A 13,084-nucleotide genomic window follows, 5' to 3' on the forward strand; every position below is an offset into this window, starting at 1 on the left:
GGTCCCCCACGATGTCCAGCTCGACCACGGAGCAGTCCGTGAGCCTGCCCCAGCAGCCGACCGCGCCCCCGGCAACGTTGCTGCAGCGGATCATCCTGCCCCGGCCCGGCGACCCGCTGGACGTGCGCGCGCTCTACGTCGATGAGGACCCGACCAACCAGCGGCGGGCGAAACCGTTGTCCCGCACCGCGTTGCGCATCCCCGAGCAGTCCGAGGTCTCCTTCGCCACCTACTTCAACGCCTTCCCGGCCAGCTACTGGCGGCGGTGGACCACGCTGGAGCAGGTCGAGCTGCGGCTGAGCGTGGACGGCGACTGCCGGGTGGACCTGTACCGCTCCAAGGCCGACGGCACCCAGATCCACGTGGGCGGTGAGGTCCGTGAGGGTGGCAAGCGCTCGGACCTGTGCTTCACGCTGGACCTGGCGCCGTTCGAGGACGGTGGCTGGTACTGGTTCGACATCACCACCGAGGAGGAGCACGAGGTCACCCTGCTCGCGGCGAGCTGGCACGCGGCCGCCGCGCCGCTGCGGCCCGGCTCGGTGGCCATCGGCATCTGCACCTTCAACCGGCCGGACGACTGCGTCGGCGCGCTGGCCGCGATCGGCGCCGACCCGCTGGTGCTGGCGGCCGTGCGGGCGGTCATCGTGGCCGACCAGGGCAACCGGAAAGTCAGTGACGCCAACGGTTTCGAGGTCGCGGCGGCCCGGCTGGGTGAGCGGCTGCGGGTGCACGACCAGCCGAACCTCGGCGGCTCCGGCGGGTTCGCCAGGGTGATGCACGAGTCGGTGCGCGGCACCGACTGCGAGCAGATCCTGCTGATGGACGACGACATCGTGATCGAGCCGGACTCGATCCTGCGCGCGCTGGCCTTCGCCCGTTACGCCGAGCGCCCGACCCTGGTCGGCGGGCAGATGCTCAACCTGCAGGCCCGCTCGCACCTGCACTCCATGGGCGAGGTGGTGGACCGGCGCAAGTTCATGTGGCGGGCCGCGCCGAACGTGCGCTACGACCACGACTTCGCCAAGGAGTCGCTGCGCGAGGCGCCCATCCTGCACCGGCGCATCGACGTGGACTACAACGGCTGGTGGATGTGCCTGATCCCGCGGCAGGTGGTGGAGCAGATCGGGCTGCCGCTGCCGCTGTTCATCAAGTGGGACGACGCGGAGTTCGGCCTGCGCGCCGGGCGGGCCGGCTATCCGACCGCGACCCTGCCCGGGGTGGCGATCTGGCACATGCCGTGGTCGGACAAGGACGACTCCACCGACTGGCAGGCCTACTTCCACCTGCGCAACCGGCTGGTCACGGCCGCGCTGTACAGCCCGCACCCGCGCGGCGGCGAGCTGGTCCGGCACAGCCTGCGCAGCACGCTCAAGCACCTGCTGTCCCTGGAGTACTCCACGGTCGCCTTGCAGGACATGGCGATCAGGGACTTCCTGGACGGCCCGAAGTCGCTGTTCCGCAAGCTGCCCACCGCGCTCGGTGAGATCCGCGAGCAGCGCGCGGAGTACGACGACGGCCGGGTGCTGCCCTCGGCCAGGCGGCTGCCGCTGCCCTCGATGGACGCGGTGAAGGCCGAGCGGTTCCTGCGCCCGCCGGGCAACCCGCTCACCATCGCGCGCACCCTGCTCTCCGCGCTGGTGCACAACGTGTTGCCCACCAACACCAAACACCTGCTCCGCCCGCAGCTGAACATCCCGGCCCAGGACGCCCGCTGGTTCCTGCTGGCCAGGCTGGACGGCGCGACCGTGGCCACCGCGGACGGCCGGGGAGTGGCCTTCCGCAAGCGTGACCCCAGGGTCTTCTGGCGGCTGCTCGGCCGTGCGCTTGGCAACCACCTGCGGCTGCTGCGCGAGTTCCCGCGCAGCCGCAAGGACTTCCGCCGCGCGCTGCCGGACCTGACCGCGCACGAGGCGTGGCAGCAGGCCTTCGGTGGCCGGCGATGAGGCTGGAACTCCTTGCGCTGCGGAGCATCCAGCGCGTCCTGGCCGACCGGCGGGCGATCGGCTCGGCCAAGGCGCTCTCGCTCTTCGGCGAGCACGCCGCGGGCTGGCTGGCGCTCGGCGCGGCAGGAGCGGCCCTGGACCGCGGCCGCCGGCGGCAGTGGCTGGCCGCCACCGCCGGGGTGGCGCTGGCGCACGCGGCCTCCATCGCGGTCAAGCGCGCAGTCCGCCGCCCGCGCCCGGCCCACCCGGACGTCGAGGTCCGCGCCGCCACCCCCAGCACGCTGAGCTTCCCGTCCGCGCACGCCACCAGCTCCACCGCCGCCGCGGTCCTGCTCGGCGGCCTGGCGGGCAGGCACGCCACCCCGGTGCTGCTGTCCGCGGTGGTGCCGCCGATGGCGCTGAGCAGGCTGGTGCTCGGCGTGCACTACCCGAGCGACGTGCTGGCCGGAGCCGCCCTCGGCGCCGCGGTCGGCGCCGGCGTGCGCTCGGCCATGGGACTGCTGCGGTGACCGCCTCGGCGATCGCCCCGGCCCCCGGCCTCGGCGCCGGCGTCCAGCTGCGCGGCCTGGCCCGCGCGGTGCGCCCGCGCCAGTGGGTGAAGAACGTGCTGGTGCTGGCCGCCCCGTTCGCCAGCGGCACCGTCGGCGACCCCAGGGTGCTGGCCGCCGCTGGCATCGCCTTCGCCGCGTTCTGCCTGGCCGGGTCGACGATCTACCTGGTCAACGACGTCCGGGACGTGGACGCCGACCGCGCCCACCCGGTGAAGTGCCACCGCCCGATCGCCGCGGGCATCGTGCCGCCCCGGCTGGCCCTCGGCCTGGCCGCGGTGCTGCTCACCGGCGCGCTGGCCACCGCCACCGTGGCCAGCCTCGACCTGACCGCCGTGGTCGCGGTCTACCTGGCTGTGCAGTTCGGCTACTGCCTCGCGCTCAAGCACCAGCCGGTGATCGACCTGTGCATCGTCGCCTCCGGCTTCCTGCTGCGCGCCATCGCCGGCGGCGCCGCGGCGGGCATCGTGCTGTCCCAGTGGTTCCTGCTGGCCGCGGCCTTCGGCTCGCTGTTCATGGTCGCCGGCAAGCGCTACGCCGAGCTCCGCTACACCGAACGCACCGGCGCCCGCATCCGCCGCAGCCTGGACCGCTACTCCACGTCCTACCTGCGCTTCGTCTGGGGCAGCTCAGCCACCGTCCTGATCATGACCTACGGCCTGTGGGCCTTCGAGATCCGCGAACGCTCGCACTCGGTCTGGGCCGTGCTCTCCATGATCCCGTTCGTGATGGCCGTGCTCCGCTACGCCGTCGACGTGGACAGCGCCAACGCCGGCACGCCAGAACACCTGATCCTCTCCGACCGCCCCCTGCAAGCCCTCGGCCTGTGCTGGCTGGCCACCCTCTCGATCGCGGTCTACCTGAGCTGACCCCGCATGAGAGCGGTACTCCACCCTGCTGAAAACGGGTACTGCCGGATGCATAGAAACGGTATTGCTAGCGGTTCGCATAATCCTCACGCTGCTCCTCCACCGACGGCACGATCGGCTGCCGCCACCCCCACTCCCACCCGCCCATCGACCGTTCCCGCAGCTCCAGCCGGTACCCGTCCCCGCCGAACGGGTACTCGTACCGGATCAGCGCCCCCCAGTCATCGCCCATCCGCCTGCTCCGCTCCGGCAGCCCGGCGAACCGGGTCGGCAGCTCGGGGCGGGCCGCGGCGGCCTGGTGGGCAGGCAGGAACGAGCCGCCCTGGGGTTCCTCGCGGGCGATGCCGGGGACGCCGAAGGGCAGGCAGGCGGCGCCGTAGCGCTTGCAGCGGTCGCGGATGCGGGGGACCAGCACGTACTCCGGGGCTTCGGTGAGGCCGTGGCTGATCTTGGCCGCGCGCAGGCAGGGGAAGGCCAGGGACAGCTGCCAGTCGATCATCACCGGGCGGTCCTGGCCGAGCAGGGCCAGCAGCGGGTGCGCGCTGCGCAGGCGGGGGGCGGTCGTGGCCAGCCAGCCGCCCGCGCCGACCGTGCCGTCCCGCAGCCGGATGCGGACCTGGGTGGCGCCCTGCGGCGGGTTCAGCCCGGACTCGCGCCAGTCCGGGCTGTCCAGCACGTCGGTGAGGGTCTGTTCGGCGAGCACCTGGCCCTGGTGTCCGAAGTGGACGGACGCGTTGTTGCCGCCGGTGAGCTTCCCGGCCAGCTGCACCGAGATGTCCTGGCCAGGACCGAGCGCGGGCAGCGCGAACCAGGGGGTGATGACCTCGCCGGTGAACCACTCGTGGCCCGGACCGCCCAGCCTGCCGAAGGTGCCCCACACCGGCTGGTCCTCCGGCGGCGGGTTCGGCGCGCCGCCGGGGGAGGGAGCCGTGCCCTGCGGGACCAGCCGCTGGTAGACCAGGGTGCTGACCTCGTCGGCCATCCCGCAGCTGCGGCCGGTCACGTGCCGGACGTTCTCGGTGGCCATGGACCAGGAGTCGCGCAGCCGCCAGGTGGACAGCGCCACCGTGCCGATGGTGAGCAGCAGGCTGGTGGCCAGGCCCAGCACCAGGACCATCCGCGGCGCGGGCAGCAGGTCGCGCCAGAGCCAGGCCAGGCCGAGGCCGATCGCCAGCCACAGCAACGGGTTCGCCAGGATCGAGGGCAGCTTGGGGTCCACCCCGAACTGCGAGTAGCCGTACCAGGTGTTCGGCCCGGCCAGCGCCAGCGCGACCAGCACCGCGCTGGCCGCGGTCAGCGCCAGCCCGCCGCGCCAGGTGTGCCCGGCCAGCCGCAGCGCCGCGGGCAGCTCGGCCAGCACCAGCGCGGTGACCAGGGTGGCCAGCGCGGTCAACGAGCCGAAGTGGTGCGTCCACTTCGACGGCGCCAGCCACAGCAGGCCGATCCCGGCGGCCAGCGCGATCGCCGGGCCGACCGCGGCGGTCAGCGGCGGCAGCCCCCCGCCCCGGTTGCGGATGCGCAGCCGCAGCACCGGCAGTAGGAGGAGCAGCCCGAGCGCCAGCAGCACCGGCAGCCGCCGGGCGAAGGAGCCCATGCTGCCCTCGTCCAGCAGGAAGAAGTACCGGACGACCTCCTCGTGCCAGTGCAGCGCGGGGCCGATCTCGCTGTGCACCCTGGTCGCCTCCAGCACCGCGCCCAGGCTGGTGTCGGCGAACACCGCGGTCAGCCCGGTGCTCGCGCAGGCCAGCACCAGCAGCGCGCCCCGCCTGGCCCGCAGCAACCGGCTCAACGGCCGGGCCAGCCCCAGGAACGGGGTGAACGCGATCAGCCCGCTCGGCGTGATCGCCGCGCACAACCCGGCCAGCGCGGCCGCCACACCCAGCGGGAACACCCGGCCGTGCGCCAGCGCGCGCAGCACCAGCGCGAGCACCGAGGCCGAACCCAGCGCCACCCACGGCTCCGGCCGCACGCCGATGCCGAAGGGTAGCAGCCAGCACAGCAGCACCGCCGCGGTCAGGATCCGCGGCTGCTGCCGGGTCAGCCTGGGCAGCACCCCGCGGCTGAGCACCAGCCAGGTGCCGAAGCAGGCCAGCAGCGAGGGCAGCCGCAGCCACAGCGGCGCCTGGCTGACCAGCACCCACGGCGTGAGCAGCTGTTGCAGCAGGCTGAACGGGGCCTCGGTGACGTTGAACCAGTGGTAGTAGTTGCCCACGTACCCGGTGTCCGCCGCGGCCCGCGCCATCGCCGCGTAGAACCCGTCGTCGTCGGTCATCGGCCCGGCCACCGCCCAGCCGCCGAGCACGGCGAGCATCACGCCGTCCAGCCAGCCCGGCCGCCGCGGCAGCCAGCGCCTGCGCCGCCGGGAGTCGTTGTGCCACAACAGGAACAGGCAACCGCCGAGCAGGAGCACCTGGGTGCCCAGCAGCAGCGTCTTCAACAGCGCCGGGCTGCTCTCGAACCGGGCGTCGGTGTGCGCCACCGCGGTCATCCCGCGCGCGGCGGCCGGGGTCAGCGTGGTGGCGAACGCGCTGAGCTGCGGCGGGTCCCGGTGCGCGGCGGCCAGCCGGTCGCCGTCGAGCTCCACCACGGTCTCGCTGGTGCTGGCCCTGATCCGCAGCACGCAGTCCCCGGCGGGGGCCGCGCCCTGGTGCAGCGCCAGCCCGTCCGAGCTGATCCGCACCGACCCGGCCCCGGCCAGCACGGTCAGCCCGCGCGCCGCCCCGTGCGCGTCATCGGGCCGGTGGCTGGCGAAGACCACGGTGTCCGGCTTCGGCTGGCGCAGCGTCGCGCAGGGCAGCCGGACGTCCAGGCTCAGCGGCCGGTACGGCACCAGCAGCGCGAGGCTGGACTCCGGCCGGTCCGGCTCCTTGGGCCAGCTGAGCACCGGATCGTTCACCACCACCGGCGCGAACGGCAGCACGAGTCCACAAAGGACAGTGCTGAGGGCAAGGGCGAGCACGGCACGGGTGTTCATCTCGGGGCCCTGTTCGGGTCGGTGCGGCCGGAGTAGTCCTCGTTCGCGATGCCCGGCCCGCGCCACCAGCCGGGCCGGATCCGGTGCTCGACGCGCACCGCGTGCCCGTCCAGCCGGTAGTCGTAGGCCAGGTCGACGAACCGCCCCCACGGCCGCCCCGGCAGGTGGGTGGACACCCCTCGGTACCCGGCGACGGAGAGCAGGTTCGCGTACGCCCCGCCCCACCGCGGGTCCCTGGTGATCGCGGCCATGTCCGCGTAGTCCTTGTCCGCCAACAGGACCCTGGCCGGTGGCTCGGCGAGGCCGTTGGCCAGCACCGGCGGCCGGGCGCAGGGCAGGGCGAAGGAGATCGGCCAGTCCACCAGCGTCGGCCCGTCGTCGGCGCCGGTGTCGGCGGCCAGCGGGTGGGTGTGCTCCCGGCCGGGCGCGGACACCGCGAGCCAGCCGCCCCGGCCCACGCTGCCGTCCACCGCCAGCACCCGCACCCTGGCCGTCCCGGAGCTCATCGCGGTGCCCAGCACGAAGTCCCGCCACTCCGGGCGGTCCAGCTCGTCGTCCAGCCGCACCGAGACCGCCGCCGCACCGGGCAGCTCGACCTCGGCGCGCAGCTCGTTGCCCCGCCCGGTCAGCCCGGCCGCGGACACCACCAGCACATCGCCCGGCCCGACCTCGGCGGTGTGCCAGCCGGTGCTCAGCCGCCCGGTGCCGCGGTCCAGGTCGGCGAAGCTGCCCCACACCGGCCCGGTCCTGGGCGGCGGCGGGGACTCGCCGGGGAACCCGCTACCGGGCAGGAACCCTTGCACCGCGGGCTTTTCCTCCGCACGCATCGGCTCTCGGTCGGTGCGCACCCTGATCGCGTCCCCGATGCCGCAGGCCGAGCGCAGCGACCACGGCTCGCGCACCGCGGTGAAGGTGAACAGCCCGACCGCCAGCAGCACCGCGAACACCATCGACACCTGGGCCAGCCCGGCGGCCGCCCAGTCGAGCGTGGCCCGCCACCGCCGGGCCATCAGCAGCCCGGCCAGCAGCCCGACCGCCAGCAGCAGCACCGGATTGCCCAGCACCCCGCCGAAGAGCTGCACGTGCCGGAACGGCATGCCGCGGTCGGAGTAGGACCACCACCAGTTCGGCCCGTGCCAGGCCACTCCGAGCAGCAGCACCACCAGCGCCAGCGAGCCCAGCCGCAGCAACCAGCCCGCCCGCGCCTCGGCGAGCAGCCGCGGCAGGCTGCCGAACGCGCAGGCCAGCGCGAGCGCGCCGAAGACCGCGAGCGCGCCGAAGTGCTGGGTCCACTTCGAGGGCGAGAGCGCCAGCACGCCAAAACCCAGGGCCAGCCAGACGTAGGGCCAGGTGGCCGCCCCGGCCAGCGCGCTGCCGCGGTACCGGCTGCGCAGCACCGCGATGAGCACCAGCGCGGCGATGCCGAGCAGCACCGGCACCCGGCGCAGCACACCGCCCTGCTCGCCGACCCCGCCGAGCAGCGCCTGGTACCGCTGGATCTCCAGGTACCAGGGCGAATGCGCGCCGTACCAGCCGTGCACCGCGGTCGCCTCCAGCAGCCCGCCCAGGCTGATGTCGGCGAACACCAGCGGCAGCGCGATCGACCCCGCGCCGACCAGCAACGCGCACAGCGTGACCCGCTCGGCGGTCCCGGACAGCCCGCGCAGCACCGGGGGCAGCGCCAGCAGCGGCGGCACCAGCGCCAGCAGCCCACTCGGCGTGATGGTCACCGCCACCCCGCCGACCAGCGCCGCACCGGCCAGCCAGGCGGGCGCCTGGTCCAGCCGGGCGCGCACCGCGGCGTAGCCGGCCAGCGCGGTGGCCAGCGCGATCTGCGGCTCCGGCCGCACGCCCAGGTCCAGCGGCAGCCACCAGCACAGGAAGGCCGCGGCCAGCAGCCAGCCGGGCGCGTGCACCGCGGGCGCGGCGGCCTTGATCCGGCGCAGGATGCCGCGCAGCAGCCAGAAGCTCAGCGCCCCGGCCAGCACCGAGGGCGCGCGCAGCCACAGCGGGTGCAGCGAGATCGCGCTCCACTCCGCGAAGAACCGTTGCAGCGTGCCGAAAGGAGCCTCGGGCACGTTGAACCAGTGGTAGTAGTTGCCGACGTAGCCCAGGTCAGCGGTGTTGCGCGCCATCCACACGTAGAAGCCGTCGTCGGTGGTCATCGGCCCGACCATCGCCCAGCCCGCGAGCACCCCCGGCACCAGCAGGTCCGGCAGGCCCGGTTTTGGCAAAGTCCTCGGCCGCCGCTGCCGGAACCGCAGCGCCAGCAGCGCCGCGCAGCCCAGCGCGAGCAGCGCGGACAGCCCGAGCAGCAGGTACTTCACCAGCGTCGGACTGGCCTGGAACCGGGCGTCGGCGTGCGCGGTGACCTCGATCCGCCCGGTGGCCAGCGCGGGCGGCAGCTCGGTGGCGAACGCGGCCACCTGCGGCACCGGCCCGTCCGCCGCGGCCAGCTCCAGGCCGTCCCGGCGCACCGCGATCCGCCCGTCCGCCGCGCTCACCCGGTACTGGCATCCGGATCCGCCGACCGGCCCGCCGAAGACCTCCCGCCCGTTGGCCGACACCTGCACCCGACCGTCCACAGTGGACACGTACAGGCCGGTCAGCCGGGCATCCGCGTCCTGGGGCCGGAAGGTGGCGAACACGGTGGTCCGCGCCGGCTGGTTCAGCACCGCGCAGGACACGGTCAGCTCCACCCGCAGCGGCCGGTACGGCACGAACAGCGCCACCGTGGACTCCGCGGGCGCGCCCGGCTTCGGCCAGCTCACCACCGGATCGGCCACCCGCACCGGCAGCAGCGGCAGCACCAGCCCGGTCAGCACCGCGAGCAGAGCCAGCAGCAGCGGCCAGCGCTGGACCATCACCGCATGATCTTCTTGAGCAGGGTCAGCGCGCCCTGCTTGGCCGGGGACCGGTGGTGCGAGGCCCCGGCGCCGGCCAGCGCGCCCCGGTTGGCCAGGAACCAGTCGTAGGAGTCGGCGAACATCGCGTCCGTGGAGTACTCGGCCCGCCAGCCCAGGTCCCGCTCGGCCGCCGAGGTGTCGAACCACAGCGACTTGGAGTACATGATCCAGTGGTACGGCCCGAACGGGGTCAGCCCCAGCTTGGCCGAGGCCCGCATGCCCAGCGCCGCCGGACCCACCGGCAGCGAGCGCACCTTCGAGCCGGTGCCCGCGTGCGCGCACAGGTTCTCCAGCGCCGCCCGCATGGTGCCGAACTCCCGCGCGCCGATGTTGTAGGTGGCCGGTCCGGCCCGCTTCCCGGCCAGCGCGCAGGCCTCGGCCAGGTCGTTGGCGTGCACGAACTGGTAGACGTTGTCGCCGCTGCCGAAGACGAAGACGTCCGCGCCGTCGGCGATCCAGTCGAACAGGATGCCGAAGATGCCCAGCCGCCCGTGCCCGAGGATGGTCCGCGGCCGCACGATCGAGACGTCCAGGCCCCTGCTCACCGCGGCCCGGCACAGCAGCTCACCGGCGTGCTTGGCCCGCCCGTACTCCTCCGCCGGTCGCGGCTGGGTGTCCGGGAACACCGGATTCTCTTGTGGCACACCAAAAACCGCCGAGGAGGAGGTGTAGACGACCTTGCGCACCCCGGCGTCGGCGCAGCCGCGCAGCAGGGTCTCGGTGCCGCCCACGTTCACCGACTCGAACAGCCCGGCGTCGCGGGCCAGCGGGACCTGGGCCACGTTGTGGTAGACCACGTCCACGTCCTCGCAGGCGTGCTCCACCGCGTTGGCGTCGCAGATGTCCCCGCGCACGAAGTCCACCTCGGCCGGCCGGTCGTCCGCGTCGTTGAGGTCGAGCACCCGCACGTCATCGCCGCGCTCGCGCAGCCTGCGCACCAGCAGCGAGCCGAAGTACCCCGACCCGCCGGTCACCAGGGCGGTCTGTGCCACGGAAGTTCTCCTACAGGTCGATGCCGCGAGAACGGCACCAGCGGATGCTGCGCCGCATGCCCTCGGCCAGCGCGACCTCGGGCCGGTAGCCCAGGTCGGCGGTGGTGGTGGCGATGTCGCAGGCGATGGTCTTGTCCAGCTCGCCGAGCACGTGCAGCTCCTGGCTGTACCGGCCACCGGACTGCAGCAGCCGGTCCGCGCGCTCGGCCAGCGTGCCGAGCACGAGCGGGAAGCGCAGCTGCCGCTTGGAGATCGCGTAGCCCTCCTCGCGCAGCACCCGCCGCACGGTGTCCACCACCTCGCGCATGGCGTAGGGCCGCGCATCGGCCACCCAGTAACCGTTGCCGGGCGCCTTGACGTGCCGGGACGCCAGCTCGACACCCTGGATCAGGTTGCCCAGGTAGGTCATCGAGCGGCGCATCGACCCGTCGCCGAGCAGCGGGAACCGGCCGTGCCTGCACAGGCTGAAGAAGGTGGTCTGCCGCGCGGGCTGCCACTCGCCGTAGAACCACGGCGGCCGCACCACGGTGGTCTCCAGGCCGTCGCCGTTGGCGCCGAGCACCGCGATCTCGGCGTGCATCTTGGACTCGCCGTAGCCCAGGTAGGGCCGGTACGGCTCGGTGTGCCGGAACACCTCGTCGGTGCGCGGGTTCACCCCGAACGGCGAGTTCGAGGAGATGTGCGTCAGCCTGCGCACCCCGGCGCCGCGGGCCGCGGCCAGCAGCGCCTTGGTGCCGAACACGTTGACCCTGGTGAACTCGCTGGTGCGGCGCGGGTGGATCACCCCGGCCGCGTGCACCACATCGGCGCCCTCGGCCCCGGCGAGCAGGCGGCGGGTCACCTCCGCCTCGGCGATGTCCCCGACGTGCACCGCGGCCCCGGGGTGCACGTCGAGCACGCCCGGCACATCGGCCGCGGCGGGGACCAGCACCCGCACCCGGCGGTCGGTGGTGTCCTTGAGATGGGCCAGGTAGGCACGGCCGAACCAGCCGCTGGCCCCGGTGAGCACGGTCAGCTCAGCTGGTGGAACGAGGTCGGACATAGAGGCCTTCTGGAGTCGAGGCGGCCGGCGAGGAAGTGCCGCACGTTCCGCGCGGCGACCGCCATGATGGTGCCCTGGGGGTTGACGCCGGGCGCTGACGGCAGCAGCGAGGCGTCGTTGACGTGCACGTTCACCGTGCCGTGCACCCGGCCGTAGGAGTCGGCGCCGCAGCGGGCGAGGTCCTCGCCCATCGGCACCGTGCCGCACAGGTGCACGGTCATCAGGCTGGCGCGGGCCGGGGTCATGGCCGCGGTCGCGGCGGCGATGCCCGCGGGGTTGGCCACCACCGGCGCGCCGCGGAAGGACGGGTACAGCACGCTGGCGCCCGCGGCCAGCAGCAGGTGCATCAGCCGGGCCAGCCCGGTGCGCAACAGCTCGTGGTCGCCGCCGGTGAGCCGGTAGGTGACCAGCGGGTCGGCGAAGCCGGGCACGGCCAGCACCCGCCCGCGCCCGATGCTCTGGATCGCCGCGTAGTAGACGAAGAGCCGCTCCCAGCGGGCCAGCGCGGGACCGAAGGCAGGCCAGTTCTCGCTCAGTGCCAGCGCCAGCAACGAGGGCCGGGAGGCCGAGCCACCGAAGGACAGCGCCGAGCCGAACTCCTTGACCTGGTAGACCGGCACGTCACCGTCGTTGACCGGCTCGTCGAACTCGGCGGTCACCTTCACCGTGGGGTGCACGGACAGGTTGCCGCCGATGTTGCGCCGCAGCCCGGAACGCTGCAACAGCGCGGGCGTCTGGATCGCGCCCGCGCAGACGAACACGTGCTCGAAGACCACCCGCTCGGTGCGCCCGGTGACCAGGTCCCGCACCACCGCGGCCACCGCACGGGGCCCGGCCAGCTCCAGCCGCAGCACCCTGCTCCGCTGCCGCAGCTCGGCCCCGGCCGCGATGGCCCTGGGCCAGTAGGTGACCGACATGGTCTGCCTGCGCACCTGCCGCCGCCCGTCGCGCTGCTCGCAGACCGCCCACCTGGGCACCTCGAACCCGCGCCAGCCCAGCGCGTCCGCGCCTCGGGCGAGCACCTGGGAGGAGGCGGGCAGCGCCCACGGCAGGGTGGAGACGGAGAGCTCCTTCTCCACCAGGTCGCTGTGCGGGGACAGTTCGGGCACGTCCAGCCCGTCGATCCGCCAGTCCCGCGACCAGCCGGCCAGCAGGTCAGCCGACGGCCGGTGGTACAGCCCGGAGTTCACCTCGGACCCGCCGCCGACCCCGCGCCCCTCGGTGTAGGCCACCGACGGCCGCCCCAGCGCCGCGGTCAGCCCACCACCCCGGTACTGCCGCCGCATCTGCTCCAGCGAGAACGGCGGCACCGAGCCCGGCTCGGTCCACTCACCCTCCTCGACCGCGAGCACCCGCAACCCGGCCTCGGCCAGCGCCCGCGCGGTGACCGCCCCACCCGGCCCGGTCCCGATCACCAGGGCATCCCACACCCGGCTCACCGGCGCTCCCGCTCAACCGCCCCGGCCAGCCCCAGCCCCCTGGTCAGCCGCACGAACTCGGCCACCACCGGCAGGTTCAGCCGGTCCACCCGAGGCCCCAGCACCCGCCGCGCCACCAGGTAGCCCACCGCCGCCACAGCCACCCCGCAGCGGAGCAGATCCGGCATGCCCAGCACCGCCCCGCGCACGTGCGCCACAGCCGCCGCCCGCTGCTCCGCACTGGCCTCCGGCAGGTCCACCCGGAGCAACGCCCCGGTGACCTTCGGCGCAAGCGCCACCGCCACCCGGCCCAACAGGCCGGGCAGCTGGCGGTGCGGAGATCGGCGAACGGACATCGGGCCGGAGATTACACTCCGCGCCGAAGCGGTTAC

At 74.0% G+C, this 13,084-nt stretch carries 9 protein-coding genes; 3 read left to right on the plus strand and 6 right to left on the minus strand.

Going from position 1 to position 13,084, the window contains the following annotated elements; translation table 11 throughout:
- The first annotated feature begins 38 nt into the window (after nt 1–38).
- Genes N8J89_RS00770 through N8J89_RS00780 form a run of 3 tightly spaced genes read left to right on the plus strand, consistent with a single transcriptional unit; the run spans nt 39 to nt 3,360 of the window.
- Complete coding sequence (locus N8J89_RS00770) at nt 39–1,943, plus strand: glycosyltransferase (protein WP_283662462.1); 1,905 nt, start codon at nt 39–41, stop codon at nt 1,941–1,943.
- Nucleotides 1,940–2,452: a phosphatase PAP2 family protein gene (locus tag N8J89_RS00775; protein ID WP_283662463.1), complete on the plus strand. Its 513-nt coding sequence runs from the start codon at nt 1,940–1,942 to the stop codon at nt 2,450–2,452. Before N8J89_RS00770 ends, N8J89_RS00775 begins: the two co-directional genes overlap by 4 nt.
- Nucleotides 2,449–3,360, plus strand: a complete 912-nt coding sequence (locus tag N8J89_RS00780) for a decaprenyl-phosphate phosphoribosyltransferase (RefSeq protein ID WP_283662464.1) — start codon at nt 2,449–2,451, stop codon at nt 3,358–3,360. Before N8J89_RS00775 ends, N8J89_RS00780 begins: the two co-directional genes overlap by 4 nt.
- A gap of 67 nt (nt 3,361–3,427) precedes the next feature.
- On the opposite strand, the gene N8J89_RS00785 is transcribed toward N8J89_RS00780, so the two are convergent.
- The 6 genes from N8J89_RS00785 to N8J89_RS00810 are packed head-to-tail and all read right to left on the minus strand — an operon-like array spanning nt 3,428 to nt 13,048.
- Nucleotides 3,428–6,334 carry an arabinosyltransferase domain-containing protein gene (locus tag N8J89_RS00785; protein WP_283662465.1) on the minus strand — a complete coding sequence of 969 codons (2,907 nt, stop codon included), beginning with the start codon at nt 6,332–6,334 and terminating at the stop codon, nt 3,428–3,430.
- Nucleotides 6,331–9,198 carry an arabinosyltransferase domain-containing protein gene (locus N8J89_RS00790; RefSeq protein WP_283662466.1) on the minus strand — a complete coding sequence of 956 codons (2,868 nt, stop codon included), beginning with the start codon at nt 9,196–9,198 and terminating at the stop codon, nt 6,331–6,333. The genes N8J89_RS00785 and N8J89_RS00790 overlap by 4 nt, the downstream gene beginning before the upstream one ends.
- Nucleotides 9,198–10,232, minus strand: a complete 1,035-nt coding sequence (locus tag N8J89_RS00795) for an NAD-dependent epimerase/dehydratase family protein (RefSeq protein ID WP_283662467.1) — start codon at nt 10,230–10,232, stop codon at nt 9,198–9,200. The genes N8J89_RS00790 and N8J89_RS00795 overlap by 1 nt, the downstream gene beginning before the upstream one ends.
- A gap of 10 nt (nt 10,233–10,242) precedes the next feature.
- Complete coding sequence (locus N8J89_RS00800) at nt 10,243–11,274, minus strand: NAD-dependent epimerase/dehydratase family protein (RefSeq protein WP_283662468.1); 1,032 nt, start codon at nt 11,272–11,274, stop codon at nt 10,243–10,245.
- The gene (locus tag N8J89_RS00805) at nt 11,244–12,713 is read right to left on the minus strand and encodes a GMC family oxidoreductase N-terminal domain-containing protein (RefSeq protein ID WP_283662469.1); all 1,470 of its coding nucleotides are present in this window, start codon (nt 12,711–12,713) and stop codon (nt 11,244–11,246) included. Before N8J89_RS00805 ends, N8J89_RS00800 begins: the two co-directional genes overlap by 31 nt.
- The gene (locus tag N8J89_RS00810) at nt 12,710–13,048 is read right to left on the minus strand and encodes a hypothetical protein (protein ID WP_283662470.1); all 339 of its coding nucleotides are present in this window, start codon (nt 13,046–13,048) and stop codon (nt 12,710–12,712) included. Before N8J89_RS00810 ends, N8J89_RS00805 begins: the two co-directional genes overlap by 4 nt.
- Nucleotides 13,049–13,084 lie beyond the last annotated feature (36 nt).

Source organism: Crossiella sp. CA-258035, from assembly GCF_030064675.1.
In the GTDB taxonomy this organism is placed as follows: domain Bacteria; phylum Actinomycetota; class Actinomycetes; order Mycobacteriales; family Pseudonocardiaceae; genus Crossiella.